General features: G+C 64.3%; 17 protein-coding genes and 1 pseudogene. 10 read left to right on the forward strand and 8 right to left on the reverse strand.

Annotated features, from left to right (window positions below):
• Nucleotides 1–135 precede the first annotated feature (135 nt).
• Nucleotides 136–1,179 (reverse strand): GDP-mannose 4,6-dehydratase, encoded by a 1,044-nt coding sequence (gene gmd / locus QYH69_RS08080; protein WP_308831369.1) that lies wholly within the window; start codon nt 1,177–1,179, stop codon nt 136–138.
• 802 nt (nt 1,180–1,981) lie between these two features.
• On the opposite strand from gmd, the gene QYH69_RS08085 reads away from it, so the two are divergent.
• From QYH69_RS08085 to QYH69_RS08095, 3 genes are all read left to right on the forward strand, one after another.
• Nucleotides 1,982–4,183, forward strand: a complete 2,202-nt coding sequence (locus QYH69_RS08085; protein ID WP_374992373.1) for a hypothetical protein — start codon at nt 1,982–1,984, stop codon at nt 4,181–4,183.
• 123 nt (nt 4,184–4,306) lie between these two features.
• A complete protein-coding gene (locus tag QYH69_RS08090; RefSeq protein ID WP_308831371.1) occupies nt 4,307–5,785 on the forward strand; it encodes an oligosaccharide flippase family protein in 1,479 nt (492 codons plus the stop codon).
• Nucleotides 5,782–8,439, forward strand: coding sequence for a glycosyltransferase family 4 protein (locus QYH69_RS08095; RefSeq protein WP_308831372.1), 2,658 nt, complete (start codon nt 5,782–5,784; stop codon nt 8,437–8,439). The genes QYH69_RS08090 and QYH69_RS08095 overlap by 4 nt, the downstream gene beginning before the upstream one ends.
• A 291-nt stretch (nt 8,440–8,730) precedes the next feature.
• On the opposite strand, the gene QYH69_RS08100 is transcribed toward QYH69_RS08095, so the two are convergent.
• Nucleotides 8,731–9,960 (reverse strand): acyltransferase, encoded by a 1,230-nt coding sequence (locus tag QYH69_RS08100; RefSeq protein WP_308831373.1) that lies wholly within the window; start codon nt 9,958–9,960, stop codon nt 8,731–8,733.
• 320 nt (nt 9,961–10,280) lie between these two features.
• Here QYH69_RS08100 and QYH69_RS08105 point away from each other — a divergent pair, with 320 nt between their 5' ends.
• Together QYH69_RS08105 and galU are read left to right on the forward strand one after the other, a co-directional pair.
• Nucleotides 10,281–10,439 (forward strand): hypothetical protein, encoded by a 159-nt coding sequence (locus QYH69_RS08105; protein ID WP_198039137.1) that lies wholly within the window; start codon nt 10,281–10,283, stop codon nt 10,437–10,439.
• Nucleotides 10,440–10,721: 282 nt separating this feature from the next.
• Nucleotides 10,722–11,615, forward strand: coding sequence for a UTP--glucose-1-phosphate uridylyltransferase GalU (gene galU, locus QYH69_RS08110; protein WP_075158810.1), 894 nt, complete (start codon nt 10,722–10,724; stop codon nt 11,613–11,615).
• A 276-nt stretch (nt 11,616–11,891) separates the two neighbouring features.
• On the opposite strand, the gene QYH69_RS08115 is transcribed toward galU, so the two are convergent.
• Nucleotides 11,892–13,040 carry a glycosyltransferase family 4 protein gene (locus QYH69_RS08115; protein WP_308831374.1) on the reverse strand — a complete coding sequence of 383 codons (1,149 nt, stop codon included), beginning with the start codon at nt 13,038–13,040 and terminating at the stop codon, nt 11,892–11,894.
• 312 nt (nt 13,041–13,352) lie between these two features.
• Here QYH69_RS08115 and QYH69_RS08120 point away from each other — a divergent pair, with 312 nt between their 5' ends.
• Nucleotides 13,353–14,306 (forward strand): glycosyltransferase family 2 protein, encoded by a 954-nt coding sequence (locus QYH69_RS08120; RefSeq protein WP_308831375.1) that lies wholly within the window; start codon nt 13,353–13,355, stop codon nt 14,304–14,306.
• A 124-nt stretch (nt 14,307–14,430) separates the two neighbouring features.
• Here QYH69_RS08120 and QYH69_RS08125 read toward each other — a convergent pair whose 3' ends face one another.
• Nucleotides 14,431–15,090 (reverse strand): phosphoribosyltransferase, encoded by a 660-nt coding sequence (locus QYH69_RS08125; protein ID WP_308831376.1) that lies wholly within the window; start codon nt 15,088–15,090, stop codon nt 14,431–14,433.
• 385 nt (nt 15,091–15,475) lie between these two features.
• Between QYH69_RS08125 and QYH69_RS08130 the strand changes: the two genes are divergently transcribed.
• Complete coding sequence (locus QYH69_RS08130; RefSeq protein ID WP_308831377.1) at nt 15,476–15,757, forward strand: DUF6723 family protein; 282 nt, start codon at nt 15,476–15,478, stop codon at nt 15,755–15,757.
• Nucleotides 15,758–15,893: 136 nt separating this feature from the next.
• On the opposite strand, the gene QYH69_RS08135 is transcribed toward QYH69_RS08130, so the two are convergent.
• Nucleotides 15,894–17,237 carry a cation:proton antiporter gene (locus QYH69_RS08135; RefSeq protein WP_308831378.1) on the reverse strand — a complete coding sequence of 448 codons (1,344 nt, stop codon included), beginning with the start codon at nt 17,235–17,237 and terminating at the stop codon, nt 15,894–15,896.
• Between the two features lie 309 nt (nt 17,238–17,546).
• Between QYH69_RS08135 and QYH69_RS08140 the strand changes: the two genes are divergently transcribed.
• Nucleotides 17,547–19,613: an ATP-binding protein gene (locus QYH69_RS08140; RefSeq protein WP_308831379.1), complete on the forward strand. Its 2,067-nt coding sequence runs from the start codon at nt 17,547–17,549 to the stop codon at nt 19,611–19,613.
• Between the two features lie 32 nt (nt 19,614–19,645).
• On the opposite strand, the pseudogene QYH69_RS08145 reads toward QYH69_RS08140, so the two are convergent.
• Nucleotides 19,646–20,079: pseudogene (locus QYH69_RS08145) on the reverse strand (hypothetical protein); the annotation flags it as partial.
• A gap of 142 nt (nt 20,080–20,221) precedes the next feature.
• On the opposite strand from QYH69_RS08145, the gene QYH69_RS08150 reads away from it, so the two are divergent.
• The gene (locus QYH69_RS08150) at nt 20,222–20,494 is read left to right on the forward strand and encodes a hypothetical protein (RefSeq protein ID WP_308831380.1); all 273 of its coding nucleotides are present in this window, start codon (nt 20,222–20,224) and stop codon (nt 20,492–20,494) included.
• A 110-nt stretch (nt 20,495–20,604) separates the two neighbouring features.
• Here QYH69_RS08150 and QYH69_RS08155 read toward each other — a convergent pair whose 3' ends face one another.
• Nucleotides 20,605–21,504 (reverse strand): heme-binding protein, encoded by a 900-nt coding sequence (locus QYH69_RS08155; RefSeq protein ID WP_308831381.1) that lies wholly within the window; start codon nt 21,502–21,504, stop codon nt 20,605–20,607.
• A gap of 498 nt (nt 21,505–22,002) precedes the next feature.
• Between QYH69_RS08155 and QYH69_RS08160 the strand changes: the two genes are divergently transcribed.
• Nucleotides 22,003–22,461, forward strand: a complete 459-nt coding sequence (locus tag QYH69_RS08160; protein ID WP_308831382.1) for an MEKHLA domain-containing protein — start codon at nt 22,003–22,005, stop codon at nt 22,459–22,461.
• Between the two features lie 56 nt (nt 22,462–22,517).
• On the opposite strand, the gene QYH69_RS08165 is transcribed toward QYH69_RS08160, so the two are convergent.
• Nucleotides 22,518–23,057, reverse strand: a complete 540-nt coding sequence (locus QYH69_RS08165; RefSeq protein ID WP_308831383.1) for an Lrp/AsnC family transcriptional regulator — start codon at nt 23,055–23,057, stop codon at nt 22,518–22,520.
• Nucleotides 23,058–23,089: the final 32 nt, after the last annotated feature.

The following is a 23,089-nucleotide window of genomic DNA, read 5'->3' on the forward strand; positions in this document are numbered from 1 at the left end:
TCGTGCGCACGCACTACGGCGCCGCAATGCGACAGCGGGGAGAGAGGAACGAGGGCGCGCTGGGCGTTGCCGCCGGCAACGCCCACGCATCAGGAGGGAGGCTGGAAGAGCTGCGAACGGGAACGGCCCGGCCCGTCAGAACGTTTCGTGAATCCGGTTGCGCGCGATATCGGCGTTGACCATCATCTGGCACAACTGCTCGAGCGTGGTTTGCGGTTCCCAGCCGAGCTTCGCCTTCGCTTTATCCGCGCAGCCGATCAGCAGATCGACCTCGGCGGGACGGTAGAACTTCGGGTTGATGCGCACGAGCGTGCGGCCCGTCGCAACCTCGATGCCCGTCTCGCCCTGGTTTTTGCCCGACCACTCGAGCTGCGTGCCGGCCGCGGCGAAGGCCATCTTCACGAAGTCGCGCACGGTCTCGGTACGATTGGTCGCGAGCACGAACGTGTCCGGTTCGTCGACCTGCAGCATGCGATGCATGCCGTCGACATATTCGAGCGCGAAGCCCCAGTCGCGCTTCGCGTCGAGATTGCCGAGCTCGAGCACCTCCGCCTTGCCGAGATGAATTTTCGCGACCGTATCGGTGATCTTGCGCGTGACGAATTCGCGTCCGCGCAACGGCGATTCGTGATTGAACAGAATGCCGCTCGTTGCGAAGATCCCGTAGGACTCGCGATAGTTGACCGTGGTCCAGTGCGCGAACAGCTTGGCGACCCCGTACGGGCTGCGCGGATAGAACGGCGTGTCCTCGCGCTGCGGTATCGCTTGCACCATGCCGAACATCTCGGAAGTCGACGCCTGGTAGTAGCGCATCTTCGGGTTCACGGCGCGAATGCCTTCGAGCAGATTCAGCGCGCCGACGCCCGTCACCTGCGCGGTGGTCGCCGGCTGGTCGAACGATACGCCGACGAAGCTCTGCGCGGCGAGGTTGTACACCTCGTCGGCCTGCGCCGATTCGAGCAGGCGCAGCGTCGAACCGAGATCGGTCAGATCGTGTTCGACGAGCCTCAGATTCGGATGGTCGAGCACGCCGAGCTCTTCCATGCGCCAGAAGTTCACCGAACTCGTGCGCCGATACGTGCCGGTCACCTGATAGCCCTTGCCGAGCAGCAGCTTGGTCAGGTAGGCGCCGTCCTGGCCGGATACGCCGGTAATGATGGCTTTGCGTTGAGTTGTCATCGTTTGCCTTTCTCGTTGCCTGTGATCCGGTGCGTGCGCGGTATAGGCGCGGGTATGTGCAGCGCCGCGCCGGCCGCAAAATCAGCCGGGCCTCGCGGTCCATGCCGCAGTGGCCGAAGCGACCGACATAAGTGGTCACTCATTCTAGAAAGAGAAAATCGATGAAAAAACTCGAACGAAAACGATTAATCATCGATCCCGCGAAGGTGAGCGGCGCCGGCTCGCAGCAGAGCGCGTGGCGCGGTGCCCGATGCACGCACGGCAGGCACACGGGCCGTGCAATGGGATAACGATTTTGCGGTAGGTAAGTTCTACAGACGCGTATTCATCTGGCAAAAGCTGCGGATTACGAAAAACCTGGCACGCGCATTTTCGCCCGCAAGTTAAAAATCTATGGCCGCAATATACCGTTTAATGCCGGTTCGATTTTGCGCTGAATTATTTTGAATTTTTTGGATTTATTTCGCGCGCACCCTTTCCGCTTAATCTCAGATCCGGGCTTCCCTGCGGCCACCTGCGCCGTCGTGCGCTGCTCGCGGGATTTCATACGCTGTGTCGTCGCAGTTGCTGCGCAGTTGCTGTCGTCGCAGTTTCCGCAGTTTCGTTCGAGTTTCGTTCGTTCTGCGCTGCATCGTTCAGAGCGGTCCTCGAACGCAATATCTTTCATTCATCAAGCAACCCGGCGCGGCGGCCGCCGCAAGGTTCGTCAGTCCCGGGTTCCGACTGTGGAGAAGTGCCTTTGATCCGAGCCCTGTTTGCCGGAGCGCTTTGCGCTTTTGCATCGCTGATCGCCGTATCAGGCGTGTGCGCACAAGACCGCGGACAAGACCGCGGGCGCGACTCCGCGCAGGAGTCGCCAGGCGCTGCCGCGACGCTCGACGCACAAACGTCATGGATCGGCAACACCTTCGGCTACGGCAACGGAACCTGGACGCAGATCAATGTGACCGCGATCGCGGTCTCGCCCGACGGCAAGGTCTATACGGACGCGCCGTGGGATGAAAGCGGCGCCGAGTCGGGGATCTATCAGGACGGCAAAATGCTGGGCTACGCGAACGGTACGCATGGTTGGGGCAACGGCGGCGGCAACGCCGTCGCGGTCAACCGTCGCTACGCGTTTATCGCGGTCAGCGTCAACACTGAAAGAGATCACCTGGTCGGCAAGGGCGTGTGGCCGCAGAAGGGACACATCTGGTATGGCGTCTCGCGGCGCGAGATCGGCGACCCGCAGCGCACGGCGCCGTTCCAGCCGGTCGCGAACGCGACCGATCCGCGTGCGCGGCTCGCGGCGAGCCTCGCGATCGTCAGCGACGTCGCATGGAACGTCCATAACGAAGTCACGGGCCTCGCCGCGAACGACAAGGTGCTCTACGTCGCGACCGCGGCGCTCGATCGCGTCGATATCTACGATCCCGATTCGATGATGCGCAAAGGTTCGTTCAAGGCACACGAACCGGGCCATCTCGCCGTCGCACCGGACGGCTCGCTCTGGGTGCTGACCGATACGCTATCGGGTAAATCGCAGATCGTCCATTATTCGGCGAGCGGCGACAAACTCGACGACACCTTGCCGCTGCCGTCGGACAGTGTGCCGGCCGACGTCACGGTCGATGCGAAAGGGCGCGTGCTGGTCGCGGACAACGGTCCGCGCCAGCAGGTGCTGTTCTTCAGCAGGCAGAACGGCCGCTACGCGGCATCGGGTTCGCTCGGCGAGCGCGGCGGCATCTTCTCGGGCGTGGCGGGGCGTCCCGGTCCGCAACGCTTCAACGGCCTGACCGGCGTCGGCGTCGATCAGAGCGGCAACATCTATGTGTCGACCAATGGTATCGGCCCGAACTTCTCGCCGCCGGGTTCCGGATTCGGCGCCGCGCTCGGCGCGGGACTGGGCGCGACACTCGAGAGCTATGCGCCGGACGGCAAGCGGCTATGGCAGGTTCAGGGGCTGCTCTTCGTCGACGGCGCATGGATCGATCCCGCGCGTCCGAACAGCGTCTATACCGGCAACAAGCGCTTCGAACTCGATCTGTCGAAGCCTGCCGGCCAGCAGTGGACCTACGTCGGCTTCCTGTCGAACCGCTTCAGATATCCGGAGGATCCGGTCTTCCATACGGACCAGTGGCCGGGCCTGCCGATCGCGCGGCAAGTGAAAGGCCACACGTTCCTCTACCTGACCGACATGTACGCCGATCACCTGAAGATCTATCGCTTCGACGCGGCGCGCGAAGGCGAAACGGCGATACCGTCCGGCTTTTTCGGCGGGCGAGGGCTACGCGATCCGAAGTCGATTCCGAACGCGCCGGCGGGCGGCGACTGGATCTGGCGCGATGCGAACAGCAACGGCCGGTTCGACGACGGCGAATTCGCGCGCAACACAACCGGCAAACGGCTCGTCGGCGGCTGGGGCTGGTGGGTCGACACGGCCGGCGACGTCTGGCGCACAGTCGATTCGCACGGCATCTATCGCTTCCGTTTCGGCGGCCTCGACAAGTCCGGCAATCCGATCTACTCGTACGACAACATGCAGGCGTACGACGTGCCGGCGCCGTTTACGCAGGCACAACGCGCGATCTACGACGCGTCGACCGATTCGCTGTACGTGACGGGCTACACCGACGATGCGCCGCCGCGCAAGCAGCAATGGAAGGAAGTCGGCCGCGTGCTCGTGCGCTACGACAAGTGGTCGAGCGGCAAGCCGGTCGCGCGTTATACGTTGAAGCTGCCGTGGGACACCGATGCGAAGCCGATTTTCACGATCATCGGCCTCACCGTGGAAGGGAAATACATCTTCGCGGTCGAGCCTGCCGGCGTCGTGCACGTGTACGACAACGACCGCGGCAAGGAAATCGGCGTGATCCGGCCGGGGCCCGAAGTGGGGCGCGCCTCGGGCTGGGTCGACGTCGCGAACGGTGTGAGCGCGGCGCGGCGCAGCGACGGCGAGTACCTGATCTTCGTCGAGGAAGATGCGCGCGGCAAGGTCATGATGTATCGCTGGAAGCCGTCATGAGCGTGCGATGCGACCTGTATTCGCACCACGCACGCGGCGTTTTCTTTCGCGCTGCACGGGACGTGCGGCGCCGTCTTTTTACATGCGTCGATCTGCGTCGACGACTGACGTGAAGGGTACCGGATGGACAAAAGCATCCTGAGGAACGTAGGGATCAATTTCATCGGCCTGATACTGCCCACGTTCGTCTCGCTCGTGACCGTACCGGCGTACATCAAGGCGCTCGGCGTCGAACGGTACGGCGTGGTCAGTCTCGTCTGGGTGCTGATCGGCTACTTCGGCATTCTCGATCTCGGCATGAGCATGGCCGCGCAGAACCAGATCTCGAAGGCGCGTGCGTCCGCGGACAAGGAAGAATGCGCGCGCGTATTCTGGAGCGCCACCTGGCTCAACCTGGGCACCGGCGCGATCGGCGGGCTGCTCATCTATTTCGGCACGTTCATCTACACCGCGTATTTCTCGAAGGTGCCGCCCGAACTGCATCACGAAGTGATCGGCGCGTTGCCGTGGCTCGCGCTCGCGATACCGATCGCGAATGTGTCGTGGGTGTTTGCCGGCGCGATCAGCGGCGCCGAGAAGTTCGGCAGCTACAACACGAACCAGACGATCGGCACGTTCCTGTTCCAGTTGCTGCCGCTGTTCGCCGCGTGGTGGATCGCGCCGACCTTGCCGAATGTGCTCGCCGCTGCCGTGGCGGCGCGCATCATCGCGGCGCTGATGCTCGGCCGCTCCGCGCTGAAGGTGCTCGAGATCCGCAAGATCCTGCCGCCGCAGTTCGGCGTCGCGAAGGGGCTGTTCAGCTTCGGCGGCTGGATGCTCGTCACGTCGACGCTGCAACTGATGGGCGATTCGATGGACCGCGTGCTGGTCGGCTCGGCGCTCGGCGCGCGTTTCGTGACCTATTACTCGGTGCCGCAAAACCTCGTCTGGCGTCTCGGCGTCATACCGAGCGCGATGATGCGCACGCTGTTTCCGCGTCTGTCCGCACTCAACCGCGAGAATGCGGACCTCGTGCTGCGGCAGTCGATCGAATTTCTGAACGGCGTATTCACGCCGGTCATGCTCGTCGCGATGCTCGTGCTCGAACCGTTTCTGCATCTGTGGGTCGGCAACGAAGTCGCGAGCGCGGGCGCGCCGGTGGGCCGCATTCTGATCATCTTCGTGTGGCTCACGGGGCAGTCGAACCTCGCGCGCATCATGATCCAGGCGCAAGTGCATCCGGCCGTCGCGGCGCGCGTGAGCATCATCGAAACGCCGCTGTTCGCGGGCGCGATCTGGGCCGGCGTGCATTACTTCGGGCTGACCGGCGCGGCGATCGCGGTGGCCGCGCGCGGCTTCTTCGATTATTTCGTCCTGCTCAGACTGTCGCGCGTGCATGCGCGGCCGATCGTGATGGACATGGTGCCGCACCTCGCCTTTCTCGTGGCGGCACTGTGGATTGCCACGATCGCGACGACCATTCCGCTCGCGGCCGTGGCTGTCGTGCTGATGACCGCCGCGAACGTCGCCTGGTCGCTGACGATGACACCGGCGCTGCGCGATCTGGCGCGCTCCGTGCTGGGCAGGCTCTCGAGACTGTATTCAAGGAACAGCGCATCATGAACCACGATATCGCTGAAGACACGCGGCTGCCGAATCCGACGCGCACGCTCGCGCATTCCGCTGCCTCGCCGGTACCGTTGGCGCCCGCGGGCCACGCCGCGTTCGACAGGCCGGCGACGGTCCCGCCGCGGCGCATGACGCCGCATCCGCCGTTCGCCGCGCAACGCGTACGCGTCGCGATCGTGCACGACTGGCTCGTCACCTATGCGGGCGCCGAGCGCGTGCTCGAGCAGATCATCGCGTGCTTCCCCGACGCGGACCTGTTCGCGCTCGTCGACTTCCTCGAGGACCGCAGCTTCATTCGCGGCAAGCCGGTCACGACATCGTTCATCCAGAGGCTGCCGAAAGCGAAGACGAAGTACCGCTCATATCTGCCGCTCATGCCGCTCGCGATCGAGCAGCTCGACCTGTCCGCGTACGACCTCGTGATTTCGAGCAGCCATGCGGTGGCGAAGGGCGTGCTGACCGGTCCCGACCAGGTGCACGTGAGCTATGTGCATTCGCCGATCCGCTATGCGTGGGATCTGCAGCATCAATACCTGAACGAATCGCGGCTCACGGCCGGCCCGAAGTCGGCGCTCGCGCGTCTGATCCTGCATTACATCCGCAACTGGGATGTGCGCACGGCCAATTCGGTCGATTCGTTCGTGTCGAATTCGGACTTTATCGCGCGGCGTATCAAGAAGGTCTATCAGCGCGATGCCGACGTGATCAATCCGCCCGTCGACGTGGAAGCGTTCTCGGTGCTCGAGCAGAAGGAAGACTTCTATCTGACCGCGTCGCGCATGGTGCCGTACAAGAAGATCGATCTGATCGTCGAAGCGTTTGCGAAGATGCCGCAGCGGCGCCTCGTCGTCATCGGCGACGGGCCCGAGATGCAGAAGATTCGCGCAAAAGCGGCGCCGAACGTCGAGATCATGGGCTATCAGCCGTTCGCGGTGCTGCGCGACCGCATGCGCCGCGCGCGCGCCTTCGTGTTCGCCGCCGAAGAGGACTTCGGCATTTCGGTGGTCGAAGCGCAGGCCTGCGGCACGCCGGTGATCGCCTACGGCAAGGGCGGCGCGCTCGAAACCGTGCGCGATCTGTCGCACCCGCAGCCGACCGGCCTGTTCTTCGACGAGCAGACCGCCGAGGCGATCGTTGCCGCCGTCGAAAGCTTCGAGGCGCAGTCGGCGCCGGGGCTCGGGACGGGGCAGGATTCGGTCCAAGGTGCGGGTGAAGGCGCCGGTGAAGGTGCGCGCGAAGGTCCATGCCAAGGTACGGTCCACGGCCGTTTCGCGCCCGCGCACTGCCGCGCGAGCGCCGAACGCTTTTCGGCGGCCTTGTTTCGCGAGCGTTTCTTCGCGCACGTGTGCGCACACGTGCCCGCCCTGCAGGGCGCGAAGCTGCCGCCCTACGATCCGCCGCCGAGAGGCGCGGCGGCGAACGCGGCTGCGTCGCTGCGCGTGCTCGCGGTCGACCAGAGCGGCGTGCTCGGCGGCGCGGAGTTGTCGCTGCTCGAAATCGTCAAGGCGCTGCGCGCGCGCATGGATGTGGTGCTGTTCGACGACGGCCCGTTTCGCGCGGCGCTCGACCGGGCCGGCGTGCCGGTTACCGTGCTCGACGCGGGCGCGACGCGCGACATGCGCAAGCAGGGCGCGTCACCGCCGCTTGGCCGCGCGCTCAAAAGCGTCTGGTCGCTGGTGCGCGCGACCGCTGCGCGGGCGCGCGACAACGACGTGATCTATGCGAATACGCAGCGCTCGATGGTGGTCGGCGTGCTGGCCGGCAAGCTCGCGCGCAAGCCGGTGGTCTGGCATTTGCGCGACATCGTCAGCGCCGAGCACTTCGGCCGGCGGCAGCTTGCGGTCATCAAATGGTGCGCGCGCTTCGGGCTTGCGCATGTTATTGCGAACTCGGGCGCTTCCGCGCGCGCGTTCATGCAGTTGACGAAATTCGACGACGACAAGGTCGACGTCGTGTTCAACGGTATCGCAAGCGCGCCGTTCGACGCGCTGCGCGACATGCCGCAAGCGGCGCTGCGCGCGCGTCTGAACCTGCCGCGCGACGCGTTTCTGGTCGGTTCGTTCAGCCGCCTCGCGCGCTGGAAGGGACAGCACGTCCTGCTCGAGGCGATGACGCAGGGCGGCGCCGGTCTGAATCCGCAGATGCACGTGGTCTTCGTCGGCTCCGCGCTGTTCGGCGAGGATGCGTACGAGGCGGAACTGCGCGCATTCGTCGCGCAGCACGGGCTCACCGGGCGCGTGCATTTTCTGGGCTTCCAGCACGATATCGCGGCTTGCATGGGCGCGATGGACGTCGTGGCGCATACGTCGATCACGCCGGAGCCGTTCGGGCGCGTGATCGTCGAAGGCATGCTCGCGCGGCGGCCGGTCGTCGCGGCGCGTGCGGGCGGCGTGACGGAGATCGTGCGCGACGGCGAGAACGGCATGCTCTGCGAACCGGGCGACGCCCGTGCGCTTGCCGCCGCGCTCGCCGGATTGCACGCTAACCGGACGCTGCGCGACCGGCTCGTGATGCATGGCTACCGGACTGCGGTCGATTCGTTCGGCACGGTGGCGTATGTCGACGGGGTCGAGCGGATTCTGAAGCGGGTGGCGGCCGTGGCGCCGCGTGACCGGCGCGGGCAGGCACAGCAGAACAAGGCCGCCTGAGCGACGCGATTCGATGGGCGCTAGTTGCGCGGGGCAAGCCAAGCGACGTTACCTTAGCTTTGCAACCGAAGCGACGTCACCGAAGCGACGTCACCGAAGCGACGTGACCCAAGCGACGTGACCCAAGCGACGTGACCCAAGCGACGTGACCCAAGCGACGTGACCCAAGCGACGTCACCGAAGCGGGCCGGGGTGCGCCTGAACGGGCCGCGTTAGCTCTTACATGGGGCTCACGCGAAGCGCGCTCGGGCCAGCGGGCTTTTCTGCCCCCGGCCGCTACGCTTTTCCGCTTCAGGCAACCCGCACGCCCGCGCCTTCCACCTTCGCGCGCGACTTCGGCTTCAGATTTGCCGACCACTTCATCGCCGGCAATTCGACGAGCCGGTAGAACGCATACGCGACCGGAATCGCGATGCACATATAGCCGAGCGACGGCCAGATCGACATCTGCAGCTCGGACCGGTAGATCACCGACGACAGCAGCACGAAAAGCGGCAGGTGGATCAGGTAGAGCGAGAAGCTGAAATCGCCGAGCCGCGACAGCAGCCGCATCGGCGCCGAGCCGGCCGTCGCGCGGCGGGTCTCGAGCGCTTTGTACAGGTAGCACGCGAATCCGATCGCCCACAGCTGGAACGCGAGGTATTGGCCGACATAGAACGCGCCGCAGCCCGCGAGCGTGAAGAGCGCCGCGAGCCCGTACCAGAGGCGCGCCGGGCGCGGCGGCCGCACGCGCGTCGCGCCGGCTTGCGCTTCGGCGATCCACGCGCCGAGCATCCACGAAAACCAGTATGACGGGAAAAACTGAATGTCGTGCCGCTCGAGCACGATCGCCGACACGATATTGACGAGCGCAACCCCGACGAGAATCGCATTGATGCCGAAACGGCGGCGCAAGGCGAACAGCAGCGGATAGATCGCGTAGAACTGCACTTCGAGCGACAGCGTCCAGAGCGCGCCGTTCGATCCGTACGTATGGCCTGCGACCCCTTGCAGCGAGAACAGGTTGACGAGGAACGGATAGAGGCCGATCTCGCGGATCTTGTGGTTGACGGGCGGCAGTTGCAGGCTGACCGAATCGAGTGCGAGCGTGAGCAGCAGCGCGGCGAGCAGCACCGGGTAGATGCGCGCAAAGCGGCGCATCCAGAAATTGCCCGCATCGAGCCGGTAATGCGGGTCCTGGGCGAGCTTGAATGCGGCGCCGCGATGGATGCAGTAGCCACTGATCACGAAAAAGATCGGCACACCTGCGGAACCCCACGCGATCGGAAACGTCGCATATGCAATGAGCGAACCCGGCGCGAGCGAGGTGCCGACAGCGTGGTGAAAGCTCTGCATGCCGACCCACACCACCTGGCGGCAGTGGAAGTAAGCGACGAGCAGGGCGGCGAAGCCGCGCATCGCGTCGATCACCTGCTCCTTGCCCGCGCTCGACACATGCGCGTCGGCAGGCGCGGCGGAGAAGGTCGGCGATCGTGCAGCGGCTGTAGTAGCTGTGGTGGCGGTCAGAGCGGTGTCGCTCATGCGGTCCTCGTTACTGCATGCCGGCACGGTGGCGCGACAGGTGAATGAAAGCGGGTGCGCGCGATATCGGCTCCGGTATCGTGCGGCGGCACCGGCGCGGACGAATGGCCGCCGCGTGCAGACCGCACATCGCTATGCTAATGCATCGTGTTTGAAATAAAAGAGATAAAAAAGTCCTGGAAAATATGCGCATTTGATCTACAACGGTCACTGTCACGGCAGTGTCAAGATTAAATATTGCGGGTAAATACTGTTCGCGTTATCCACTACTTTTTTTGTGATAACTTGGACTGGCCAAATTCTTGACGAGGGGGTTGTCAATGAGCATACATGTGCTGGCTGGAGTCATCGTGCTGCTCGTGCTGGTGGCAGTCTCGGCGTACCGCGAAGCGTTGCGCAACGAGCCCATTGGCCGTTTTCGCATGAACCCGGGAAAACTCCCGCAGTTCGATGATAACGAAGAGTCCGCTCTTCAATAATTTCCGATGGATAGTCGGCGGCCGGCAATATTTACGTAATTGCCGGCCGCCGGCGGCAGTTTATGCGGTAAGCAAAACGGCTTTATCGGTTTTAGAGTACGGCTGCGGTAAATCTGCGAAAGCCACTCGAGGAAATTAGCGGCTCTTTAACGAAAGTCCTATTATTTTTCCGCTACGCTTCTTGCACATCAGATTCGCCGCCGGGTCTGCACGGACGTGGGTGGACGCCCGCTCCGGAAACCGGCGGTTGCCAACGTCATCAACCGAGTGGGAATGCATACCATGCTGAAAGTCACCAAAGCCGTCTTTCCCGTGGCGGGTCTCGGCACGCGCTTTTTGCCTGCCACCAAGGCGAGTCCGAAGGAAATGCTGCCGATCGTCGATAAACCGCTGATTCAGTACGCGGTTGAAGAAGCGATCGAAGCCGGCATTACCGAGATGATCTTCGTGACGGGCCGCAGCAAACGCGCGATCGAAGATCACTTCGACAAGTCGTATGAGATCGAGTCGGAACTCGAAGCGCGCGGCAAGGAAAAGCTGCTCGAACTGGTACGCGGCATCAAGCCGGCCAATGTCGACTGCTTTTACGTGCGCCAGGCGGAAGCGCTGGGCCTCGGTCACGCGGTGTTGTGCGCCGAGAAGCTCGTCGGCGATAGCCCGTTCGCGGTGATTCTCGCCGACGACTTGCTGCACAGCGAAAAGCCCGTGATGAAGCAGCTCGTCAACGTGTTCAACCACTATCACAGCTCGGTGGTCGGCGTCGAAACGATCGCGCGCGAAGACAGCCGTTCGTACGGCGTGGTCGAAGGCCGCGAGTGGGAAGAAGACGTGATCAAGCTGTCGGGCATCGTCGAAAAGCCGGCGCCCGAAGTCGCGCCGTCGAACCTCGGCGTGGTGGGCCGCTATGTGCTGATGCCGACCATCTTCCGCCATATCCGCGCGCTCAAGCCGGGCGCGGGCGGCGAACTGCAACTGACGGACGCGCTCGAATCGCTGCTGACCGAGGAGCAGGTGCTCGCCTATCGCTACTTCGGCACGCGCTTCGATTGCGGCAGCAAGCTCGGCTACCTCAAGGCGACAGTCGAATTCGCGTTGCGTCACCCGGAAGTGCGCGCCGAGTTCGAGGAATACCTGCAAAGCTATCTGCCCGCGCATCTCACGGCCGCGGCCGCTTGAGGTGACCGGTCAGCCGCGCGCCGCTTGCCGCATGCAAAGAACGCGGGGCCATCAGTGATGGCCCCGCTGCCGTTGCTTCGCAGCCATGGGGCCGTGCCCGGTCGGGTCGGTCACCGGGCCTTCCGCGGCCGGCGCCGCAAGGCGCGCATGCGCGTCTACCGTGCGCGTCGGCGCGCGTCGTTTCGCTGACCCGCTGTCGTCGAAGCGCGAGTGGTGCAGTGCGCGTTGGGCGGTGGCGGCCTACGCGCTACGCCCAGCCGCGCTGCAGGTCCGGACCTACGAACCGACGAACACCTGTTGTGCGTCGTGGGGTGTGGCGACCGATCGAAACACTTCGAACACGCGTCTCGTGTTGATTCTCGCGTTGAATTCCCGTACGGCTTTTTCGTAGCTCGCGTGGCGCATCCGCGTGCGCATGGCCGGATTGTCGATCAGCGCGCCCAGATACTGACGCAACGCGCGTCGATCGCCCGGCGCGATCAGAAAGCCGTTGCCTTCATGGTCGATCATTTCCGGAATGCCGCCGATGCGGGTGCCGATCAATGCCAGGCCCGACGCGGCCGCTTCCTGAAACACCATGCCGAGCGCCTCGGCGCGGCTCGTCATGACGAAGATTTCGGCTTCCTCATAGAGACGGTGCCATTCGGGCGTGTAAGACGAGACGCCGCGATGGACGAAGACGGACTCGCCCGACGGAACGTGCGGATCGTTCGTCATCAGATGGAGTTCGGCCTTGTGCGCAAAGTGCTCTGAAAATACGGCGATCAGATCGTCGCCGCCTTTGCGGCGAAATTCATTGCCGACAAACAGGATCTTCGGTTTCGTGACCGAGCCCGATTCGAATTGCGGTTGATGGAATGCTTCCTTCAATACGCCAGGGGTGATGACCGACACACGCTCCGGGGCGATGCCGTGTTCGTCGATCACGGAATCGCGGGCCCAATCGGAGAACGCGACGATATGCGCCGCGTGCCGGAACACGTTGCGCTCCATCAGCACGTTCGGGCGATAGGTCCACTCGGGGCCGGAGCCGTGCTCGCGCATCAGCTGGAACGCGGTCATATCGATCGTGATGACGGTCGGAATCGACTTCATGAGGCTCACGCTGCCGAACGCCGCGGTTTGCGTGTGAAAGTGCAGCACGTCGTAGTTCTTCAGGGCGGCTTTTCTATGCGCGAGTTTCGAGCCCATGGCGCCCGTGGCCCACTCGGCACGCGCACGACGGAAATCGAGATTGCGTCGGTTCAGCTTCGGCACGCGGAACTCGGCCATTTTCCGCACGATCTTCGTCATGACGGAGCGCTCGTCGTCGACCCAGAACGAATCGACGTGGAGATCGGTTTCATAACCGGACGTGTCGCGAATCAGCTTCGCGTATGTCTTATGACCGACTGCACGCATCTGGATAGACAGTACTCCAGTCATGTGTGTATCCATAGAGAAATTACCGTGAGTCAATTGACGCGCCGGGTAAAAATGCGACGCGGTTGGCGCGGCGCCTGCAATGCATCGATCGCGCGCCGGAGCAGGCGGGGCATGCCACGCGAGCCTTCCGGCAATGCCACGCCAAGCCCAGTCTATGAAGAAAATTAATCGGCCGATAAACGAAAAATAAACAAATTGTTGCTTCCGTTGACGCGCTTGCGCCGCCGAATCATACTCGGGCACGCTGATTTTTATGGCGACGACATTAAGCAGCGGTTGACAATGGCATGATGAAAGCAGAGGGATCGCTTCATGACAACACGAACCAGGGTCTCGATTTGCCTGCCGACCTATCAGCGTCCCGAACTGATCGGGCAGTGTCTCGATTCATGTCTGTCGCAAACGCACGCGAACATCGAGGTGCTGATCGGCGACGACTCCAGAGACGATCGCACGCAGTCGCTGATCGAAGCGCGATATGCGGCCGATCCGCGCGTGCGCTATGCGAGGAACACACCGTCGCTCGGGCAGGCGCGCAACGTCGAGAGTCTCTTCGCGCGCGCTACGGGCGACAAGATTCTGCTGATCCACGACGACGATTTCCTTGTCGAAAACGCGGTTGAGCGAATGCTTTCGGCGTGGAGCACGTATCCGGACGTTCAGGTCGCGTTCGGCGACCAGTACGTGACCGACTCGCGCGGCACCGTGCTTCCCGCCGCGAGCGAGCATCTGAATCGCGCCTACCACCGCACGCGCGACGCGGCCGGATTGCAAAAGCAGCCGGGCCGAACCGGGCTCGTCCAGATGTTCCCGAATAACGGCTGGATGGCCGACGCGGATCTCGTCAAGCGCATCGGCTACCGGGAACAGAATGGCGTCGCCTGCGATTACGTGTTCGGTACCGAGATTTGCCTCGCGGCGAAAGGCGTGGTTTACCTGAACGAATACGTGTCGTACAACCGCCAGACCGAGGTCTCGATTACGACGACGACGCGCGCCTCGACGAGCGCCTCGACGCTCGTCGCGTACAACTTCCTGCGCGCGCTTGCGCTGCCGCCGCAACTCGAACCGGCGCGCCGGCTTGCGCTGCGGCGCATGGTGCCGATCGTCGTGTCGATCCACGCACGCAATCATGCGCCGCTCGAGAGCCTCAAGCTCGCGCTTTCGCATCTGTCCGCGTACAACTATGGCTTTAGCCGCCGGTTTTATTTCCACCTGCTGATCATGGCGAAGTCGTTGCTGACGCCGCGCACGCGCGCGTTCTGAATCACGGCGCTTCGCTCGATGCGTGCCCTGTAACGCGCCGCGCCGCGTTGCCCTGCAACGTGGCCGGGCGCGCTGCCTGTGCTGAATAGTCGCATCAATGAAGCGGCGCCAATCAGGCGGCGCTTCATATCGTGCCGCGCGAGCCGGCCTGCGCGAGCAGCGCACGCACGTCGTCATCGGTCGTCTCGCTGAAGTCGGCGTAGAACTGGCCGACCGCGTAGAAGTTCGCCGGCGTCAGTGCGCAGACGAATTCGTCGACCTCCTCTTCGAACCGCCTTGCCGCGCCCGGCGGCGCGACCGGTAGTGCAGCGACGATTTTCGCGGGCCGTCGCGCGCGCAACGCGCGCAACGCGGCTTTCATCGACGCGCCCGTGGCCACGCCGTCGTCGACGACGATCGCGATGCGACCTTGAATCTCGCACGGCGCCTGGTATTGAGCACGGTACGACTGCTCGCGCCGCGCGAGTTCGGCGCGCTCGTTCGCGAGGACGCGATCGAACGCGGCCTGCGTCAAACCGATCTCGCGCACGAGCGCTTCGTCGACGTAGAGCGCGCCGCCCGATGCGACGGCGCCCATTGCAAGCTCGGCGTGCCATGGCACGCCGAGCTTGCGGACCGCGAGCAGGTCGAGCGTCACGCCGAGCGTGCGCGCGACTTCGAATGCGACCGGCACGCCGCCGCGCGGCAGCGCGAGCACGACGACGTCGTTGCGATGCGCATAGGCGTCGAGCAGGTTCGCCAGCGTGTGGCCGGCCTCGGCGCGATCGGTAAATGCACGCTCCATGATGTTTCGGCTCCCGTCGTTGCGGTGATAGACGGTACGGACAGTGTGCCACGCGCATAGGTGGACTTATGATCGGCCCCTCCCGTCGCACGATCGAACCGCGCGTCGAACAACCGGCCCGCCTGTGGCGTTGCAAACATACTCAAGCGGTGTAACTTTTCGCGCCATTGCGCAAGCCCTCGGCCGGCGCGCTGCGCGTTCCGTTGAACGACGAGCGGGCGGCACGCGCCGCGCGTGCCGAATACGGCGCATCCGGCGCTCCCGATGCGTCGTCGCGCCGGCAAGTCCACCGCGAATGCCGCACGGGCACATCGCTTGCGGTTCCTTTGCAAAGCCCTTTCTGCCGGCGGGGACGCCGGCGTGCGTATCGATCCGGAGCGGCAACATGACGAGGCCACGAATGATTTTCCCCAAGTCGCGAGACTCCGCGACTTCGCGTGCCGAATCAAAAACGGACTATGAGATCTATGCAACGTACCGCCGGACGACCGAAGGCGCATTCGTCGGACTGCTGAAAGTCGTGCGCAAGACCGACGGGCGGCTTCTGTTTCCGTTCGCCGGCGCGCCCGATATCGGCCCGTTCGACAGCGGCCGGGAAGCGCGCGAAGCGGCACAGCGCTATGGCGAAAACGTGGTGACCGGCGATCTGCGGAATCCCGAGGCCTAGCGCGTACGCATGAGTCGTACGCATGAGTCGTACGCGCGAGCCGTATGCGCGCGTCGAGCCGTCGCGCAAGCCGTTGCACCGTGGTGCACGGGACGCTACGCGTATTGCGGCGCGGTTCGCGCATCGCGTCGACGCCTCACGGCTCGCGCGGCGCACGCAGATAGCGGTCGAGCAGCAGCGTCGCCGACACGCCATGCAGCAGCACGGACCCGACGATTGCGGCCATGACGACCGCGAGCGCCGCATCTTGCGCGACGCGGTGCAGCCGCTCGATGGCAAACAGCAGGTAGTAGAACGCGCCGACGCCGCGTATGCCGAGCCATCCGGCGAGCATCCGCTGCGGCCAGGTCGCACTCGAACCGGCCAGCGCCGCGAGCGTGCACAGCGGCCGCACGACGAACAGCAATGCGAGCGCGGGCCACACGGCGCGCCAGTCGAGCAGCTCGCGCCAATGCGCGGACACGACGCTGCCGATCAGCAGCATCAGCACGAGCTCGACCGTCTGTTCGACCTCGACCGCGAAGGCCATCATCGATTCCGCTATGAATGCATGCGCGAGCTCCGGCGTGCGCGCGGCTTTGTCGCGCTCGCCGTGTTCGACCTTTTCGAGCGCGGCCGTCGGCGCCGTATGCTTGCCGGTCGCACGCAGTTCCTCGTGGCGCAACGCGACACCGGCGACGAAGACCGCCACGAACGCATAGCCATGCACGAGTTGCGCGGCGCCGTAGCACGCGGACATCAGGCCGAGCGCAAGAAAGCCTTCGACGCCGAGTGCGAGATCGAAACGCAGCCGCAAGCGCGTAACGAGTGCGACGACGCCGGCGCCGAGCGCCCAGCCGATCGCAAGCGCGCTCGCGATGCCCCATGCGACGCTCGCCGCGAAGCCGGTGAAACTGACGATGGACCCCATCGTACCGCCTGCGCCGCCGCCGTTTGCACCGACGCCGCAAAGCGCGAGACCGAGCAGCATGAACGGCCATGCCGCGCCGTCGTTGCAGCCGCCTTCGCCGGACAGGGCGAAGCGCAGCGGCTCCGAATCGCCGGCGGCACGCGGACGCAGTTCGTTGGCGAGCACCGGATCGGTCGGCGCGAGCGCCGCGGCGACGATCAGCGCGAGACCCGGCGCGAGGCCGAGCCCGTAATACCCGATCGCGGTCATTGCCGCGATCGTCAGCAGCATGGCGCCGACGCCGAGGCGCAGCGGCAGCCACCATAAGCGGTCGCGCAGCGGCACGCGCAGATGCATGCCGATTGCAAAGAGCGAGATGACGAGTCCCGCTTCGGTCACGATGCGCAGCACCGAGGCGCCGCTCGCGACGTCGAACGTCAGCATCCCTGTGCCCGCCGGACCAAGCACGAAGCCGACTGCCAGATAGACCATCGCGCCCGTCATCGGCAGATGCGCAATCAGCTTGCGCGCCAGCGCCATTGCGATGAGCAGGCCGCCGATGATCAGATACCACGTCGCTTCGAGGGTCATGAGCGCGTTGGGCCTCGCATGAAAGCAGGTTTGGGGACGGCACGGACGCCGGCGCGCGGCCGATGCCTGACGAATCGTCCGGGACGATCCCAGTTCTGCAAGCAAGGGTCGTACCGCTTATATGCAATCGCACCGCGCAGCCAGGTGTGGGGGCAAAGGCAGGCAGGAAAGCCGGGCCATGCGCGGTATTCGACACCGAAACCCTGGCTAATATGTCGTTTGCCGGAAACACGGTTCGCATTCGTCAAAGCTCCGACTGCGTCCGCGTGATATGTTCCGAAACTCGACGCAACATCGCATGACTCACGCTTGAACACGACAATTGCGCCCGAAGCCGGGCCGTATGCGGATCTCGCGCTACACATTCGCTTCAAGCGCTGGCGCATTACCCGCCGCTGGCTGCGCGCAGTCCGCTCCGACCCGTCGATCGAGCCGGCCGACCGGCTGACGAACCGGCAACTGATCGATCTGCTTCCGCAGCTCTATGACGAGATATGCTCCGCGCTGACCGCGGTGCCGAATTCCGCGCTCAATGCGCGGATCGATTTCGATGCGCGCCAGTACGCGCGCAAGCGCTGGATGCACGGCTATCAGCTCGACGAACTCTATCGCGAGCTCGATCTGCTGCAAGTCAGCGTGCAGCACGTCGTGCGCGAGTACTTCGCCGACACATTGTCGCCGCGCGCCGAACAGGCGGGTGCGCATCAGACGATCGAAAGCTTTTTTAGCGCGACGATCCACGGCGCGATCCGCCAGTTGCTCGACGAGCAGAACCAGCGGATCGGCGCATCGCTGCGCGAGCGCGATCGCGCGCTGGCCGCGCGTCAGGAAAGCGACGAGCGGCTGCGCATCGCGGCAGGCGCGGCCGGCCTCGGCATCTTCGAATGGAATGCGGGGACGCGCTCGGGCGTGTGGGAAAACGCGCGGATGTTTGAAATTACGGGGCAGCCGATCGACGTCGGGCCGCTCACGAACGAAGCCTTCATGCGCGATTTCATTCACCCGGACGACGCCGCCGCGTTCGTCGAGCGCTATCGCGCCGACGAGCAGGCACATCGGCCGTTCCATACCGTGTTTCGCGCATTTCGCATCGGCGACCGGGCGCTGCGCGTACTCGAAATGCACGGACGCTTCCGCTACGACGCGCACGGCGTGCGGCATTCGTTCGTCGGCACGCTCGCCGATATCACCGCACGAGCCAACGCGCAGGAAGCGCTCAAGGAAGCGGACCGGCGCAAGGACGTGTTTCTCGCGACGCTTGCGCACGAACTGCGCAATCCGCTCGCGCCGATCCGCAACGCCGCGCATGTGCTGAAGCAGGATAGCGAAGACCTGCCGCCGAAAATCCGCTGGGTGCAGGCGGTGCTCGAGCGGCAAAGCCACCACCTGTCGCATCTGATCGACGATCTGCTCGACGTATCGCGCATCACGACGGGCCGCATCAACCTGAAGCGCGAAGTGCTCGATCTGCGCGATGCGATCGGCCGCGCGATGGAAATCAACGGACCGGCCGCCGAGCAACGACGCCATCGCATTTTTCTGAACACGCGCGCGACGCCGATTCCGGTCGATGGCGACCGCACGCGGCTCACGCAGATCCTGTCGAATCTCGTCGACAACGCAATCAAATACACGGACGACGGCGGCGAGATCCATATCCGCGCGGAAGTCGTGAACGGCCGCGCACGCATCGCGGTGAAGGACAGCGGCATCGGCGTCGCGGCGGCCGAGCTGCCGGCGCTGTTCGACCTGTTTATGCAGGCGACGCCGCCCGCAGGCCGCGCGCGCGATGGTCTCGGAATCGGCCTGTTCGTCGCGCGCAAGCTGATCGACATGCATGGCGGCACGATCTCGGTGTCAAGCGACGGGGTTGGCAAGGGTTGCGAATTTTCGATCACGCTGCCACTCGCCGGCGTGCCGGTGCCGGCCACTGCGTCGCCGGCCGATACGCCGCTTGCGGGCGAGCACTATGCGGGCCGCCGTGATGCCGACGTGCCGAAAAGACGCCTTCGTATTCTGATCGTCGACGACAATCGCGATGCGGCCGAGTCGCTGGCGCTCGTGCTCGACATGCACGACACGCGCACGGCGGCCGACGGTCCGTCGGCGCTTGCGCTTGCGGAGCAGTACGACCCCGACGTCGCGCTGCTCGATATCGCATTGCCGGGCATGAGCGGCCACGAGATTGCACGGCATCTGGCGGCGCAATCGCAGCGCGTCTGTCCCGTGCTGATCGCGTTGACGGGCTTCAGCCAGCCGGAAGACTTCGCGCGCTCGCGCGCATCGGGCTTTGCCCATCACCTCGTGAAGCCCGTGAGCCCCGATGCGCTGATCGAGCTCATGCATACGATCGCGCGCACGCGGCAAGGACAGTGAACGAGCGGCTGCCGCACGGCGGCCGCGCGTCGGTTGGCTGGAATCGTCACGATCGGCGCCTTGCTGTTCGTATCGCTTTCGGCGAGCGCCATCAGGTTTTGCACGACCGTGAACGCGTATTTCGAATCGGGCGCGTCTCGCCGCCGACGAGCGACACGGTCGGCTTTGTCGCGCCGTTGCCGTTGCCGCCGCTGCGCAATTCGACGTTGAGCTCGCCGGCAAGCTGCAGACGCCGCGGCGCTTGCAGCATCTGGAAGAATTTCGGCGTGCCGGCGCTGTTCGCGCCGCCTGATGCAGAGCCGTTCTGCAAGCCGCCGATCGATTGCGCGACGATGCGCAACAGCAGGTCGATCGGAATGCCGCCTTCGGCGAGCGGCGGCACGAGCGACGGCGCAAGCGGCCGGATATACGCGCTCGCATACGCGTCGCCGGTGGCCGGCGTGAACGTGAAGGTCGGGTGGTTCGAGAGTGTCGAACATCGGCACGTAGCACGTCATGTGCCGCGCGCTTACGGGAATGGGTATTGCATCGTGTTGTGGCGTGTAATCGTCAGTGCGCGCTAATGCAGTAGCGCGCTTCAAATGTGTTTTTCATCGAGGAGCAACGCCATGACACGAGCATCGAGCCGGCCATCGCGCGCACAGTCGAGCGAAGGCGCGGACATCCGGCCCAACGAGCCGGCGAACACGATGGACGAGCCAGGCGGACCGGAAGCGCCGCTGGCTGAACTGGACGCTGAAGAAATTGCACGCGCGGCCGCGAAACGTGCGCGAGAGGAAGGCTCGCGCGACCGTTCGAGCGGGCCGGCACGACAGGACAAGGTCGATCCGGACTTCAAGCCGCCGATGGCGCACGACCCGGCAGCCGACGCGAAAGACTAGAAAAAGGAACGACTGAAAGAAGCGGGCGCGTGCATCGATCGATGCTTGGGGCGACGAGCGATGCCGCGCCGCGTGCGAGTCATGGGCGCTGAATGCCGCTCATTTGCCGCTCATTGGCGATACAACGTCGCCACCGATATATGCGGCCAGTCGATGCCGAGGAAATTCAGCGTGACAGTCTGGGAATACTGCAGAACCTGAAACGGATGCCCGCGCTCGGGCTGCACTGTCTCGATCCAGAACGTTGCCTCGACGGCCGTGGCCGCTGCGTTGTTATTTGTCGCGTTCTGCAGGAACGGTATGTTCAGCACGCCGCCTGCTGTTTTGCTCGATACGGTGAGGACCGTCGTGGCAGTCAGATGCTCGATGAAGGGCTGGATCGCATCGGCAAGCACGACATTCGGGTTTTTCACCGCGTCCTTGTTCGTGATGCGCGGGGGCAGTGTCGCGCTCGTCAGCGGTTCGAGGTAGGCGCCCGAGAGGGCGGCGCCGGCCGGGTTGCGATGCGGCGTCGAGTCGAGCGTGGCGAATTGCGGCTTGCCGTTCGGCGATTCGAAGGCCTTGCCTTGCACGAGAATCGACGAGCCGTGCGGAATCGAGCCTTGCCGCACGATCGACGGGTCTTCCTTCGGAATCGCGCTCGATGGCACATTGAGCCAGAAGCCGTTTTCGATATGCAATGGCTCGTGCGAATCGACGTCGTTGATCCGCTGCAGATAGCGCAGGCCGAAGATGGTGATGTCCGGTTGACCCGTTGTGGGGGTGCCTTGCGATTCCGAACCGCGGTTTGGAACATGGGCGCCGATCGGCTCCAGCTCCAATGTTTCGTGTGTGGCGGAGAGCAGCACGCGAAAAGGCTTCGGCCCTGTGCTCGGCGGCGTCGAATCGAAGTCGGGCAGCGAGATCAGATTGAAGCCGCGGCCGGACCAGCGGCCACTCAGGTCGGCGAGCAGGCCGAGTTGCTCGACCTGTTCCTGCAGAGAGGGGCCGGGACGGAAACGCTGGAGCATGATCGTTCTCCTTGGGACGATGGTGGGCGCCGCCTGCGTGCCTGCGTGTGCTGCGGCTTGTCCTCTTAAACATCCATCGTTCTGGCTCTATTCCAGGGAGGGCGTGCGGATTCCGCGCACGCTGGGTTGCGCGGACTGTCGCGCTTTCGCTGATGCGCTGCGCCGCGTGCGCTGCATTGGGTCGGGCGAAGCATCTTCGCGCGCGGCGCAGCGGGCCGGCGCTTGCCTCGTCAGATTAGTTAGGCATGCGAGGCGAATTTTTGCGGCTGACGTGAACGGGTTCACCAGGCGAACAGGTTTTAGCTGGCAAACAGGTTTAGCTGGCGCGGGCGTCGCTTGCGAGGCGACCAGGGGTGGTTGAATTCGCCAGGTATCGAAGCCGCCTTGGCATCCACGCTGCACGGTCTGTGAGCGTACGCTAGTATTTGCAGGCTATGGGGGCGCGTTGCCGTGCGATCTTGCGCCTGCCTGTTCAACTGTTATGCACTTGCACCTTCAATGACTTCGCTTGCCACCGATCCCGCTTTTGCCGCCTTACTGACCGACAGCTATCGGCGCCTCGTCGGCCGCCCGCTGCTGCCGGCGGAGATTCCCGCCGCCGACGCCGCGCGCTGGCTTTACGAAGACGCGCCGTTCGTCGTGGTCTCGCACAATACCGGCGCGGACCCGCGCTTCGTGTACGCGAACCGCACTGCGCAACGTTGCTTCGAGTACGACTGGGATGAATTCGTCACGCTTCATTCGCGCCTGTCCGCCGAGCAGCCGAATCGCGAAGAACGCGCGCGCCTGCTCGACGACGTACGCACGAAAGGCTACTCCGCCGACTATCGCGGACAGCGCATCGCGAAGTCAGGACGCCGTTTCTGGATCGAGAAGGCTGTCGTGTGGAATCTCGTCGATCACGACGGTACCTACCGCGGTCAGGCAGCGACGTTCGCCGACTGGGTCGACGCTTGACGCGAGCGTCAAACAAAGCGTGACACGCGAAGTACGCGGCGAGCGAGTGGCCGCGTCTACGCGAGGTCGTCGTCCTCGCGCCCATGCAGCGTCAGACCGCCCGCCGGCAGCGGCAGCGCGGTCTTGTAGCGCACCTGCTTCAGTGCAAAGCTCGAGCGGATGTTCGACACGCCCGGAATTTTCGTGAGGTGGTCGACGATAAAGCGCTCGAGCGCGTGAATGTCCGGCATCACGACGCGCAGCAGATAGTCGGCGTCGCCCGTCATCAGATAGCACTCCATCACCTCGGGGCGCTCGTCGATCGCCTGTTCGAAGCGCCGCAGTCCGTCTTCGACCTGCTTTTCCAGACTCACCTGAATAAACACGTTGATCTGCAAACCGAGCACTTCAGGGTTCAGCAGCGTGACCTGTTGCCTGAACAGCCCAAGCTTGTCGAGCGCGCGCACGCGGTTGAAGCACGGCGTGGGCGACAGGTTCACCGCGCGCGCAAGCTCCGAATTCGTGATGCGCGCGTTCTGCTGCAACTCGTTGAGAATGCCGATGTCGATGCGGTCGAGGCGGCGGGACGTGACGGTAGGGCGGGTGGGCGAGGTCATAGTGCGAATATTCCGGTTATGGTGCGAGCTTA

Origin of the sequence: Paraburkholderia sp. SARCC-3016, from assembly GCF_031119615.1 — a bacterium.
Lineage (GTDB): Bacteria > Pseudomonadota > Gammaproteobacteria > Burkholderiales > Burkholderiaceae > Paraburkholderia.

Coding starts and splice junctions, on each gene's coding strand:
- gmd (WP_308831369.1), bottom strand. CDS start 1,179: ATGACAACTCAACGCAAAGCCATCATTACCGGCGTATCCGGCCAGGAC.
- QYH69_RS08090 (WP_308831371.1), top strand. CDS start 4,307: ATGGACAAAAGCATCCTGAGGAACGTAGGGATCAATTTCATCGGCCTG.
- QYH69_RS08095 (WP_308831372.1), top strand. CDS start 5,782: ATGAACCACGATATCGCTGAAGACACGCGGCTGCCGAATCCGACGCGC.
- QYH69_RS08100 (WP_308831373.1), bottom strand. CDS start 9,960: ATGAGCGACACCGCTCTGACCGCCACCACAGCTACTACAGCCGCTGCA.
- QYH69_RS08105 (WP_198039137.1), top strand. CDS start 10,281: ATGAGCATACATGTGCTGGCTGGAGTCATCGTGCTGCTCGTGCTGGTG.
- galU (WP_075158810.1), top strand. CDS start 10,722: ATGCTGAAAGTCACCAAAGCCGTCTTTCCCGTGGCGGGTCTCGGCACG.
- QYH69_RS08115 (WP_308831374.1), bottom strand. CDS start 13,040: ATGACTGGAGTACTGTCTATCCAGATGCGTGCAGTCGGTCATAAGACA.
- QYH69_RS08120 (WP_308831375.1), top strand. CDS start 13,353: ATGACAACACGAACCAGGGTCTCGATTTGCCTGCCGACCTATCAGCGT.
- QYH69_RS08125 (WP_308831376.1), bottom strand. CDS start 15,090: ATGGAGCGTGCATTTACCGATCGCGCCGAGGCCGGCCACACGCTGGCG.
- QYH69_RS08130 (WP_308831377.1), top strand. CDS start 15,476: ATGACGAGGCCACGAATGATTTTCCCCAAGTCGCGAGACTCCGCGACT.
- QYH69_RS08135 (WP_308831378.1), bottom strand. CDS start 17,237: ATGACCCTCGAAGCGACGTGGTATCTGATCATCGGCGGCCTGCTCATC.
- QYH69_RS08150 (WP_308831380.1), top strand. CDS start 20,222: ATGACACGAGCATCGAGCCGGCCATCGCGCGCACAGTCGAGCGAAGGC.
- QYH69_RS08155 (WP_308831381.1), bottom strand. CDS start 21,504: ATGCTCCAGCGTTTCCGTCCCGGCCCCTCTCTGCAGGAACAGGTCGAG.
- QYH69_RS08160 (WP_308831382.1), top strand. CDS start 22,003: ATGACTTCGCTTGCCACCGATCCCGCTTTTGCCGCCTTACTGACCGAC.
- QYH69_RS08165 (WP_308831383.1), bottom strand. CDS start 23,057: ATGACCTCGCCCACCCGCCCTACCGTCACGTCCCGCCGCCTCGACCGC.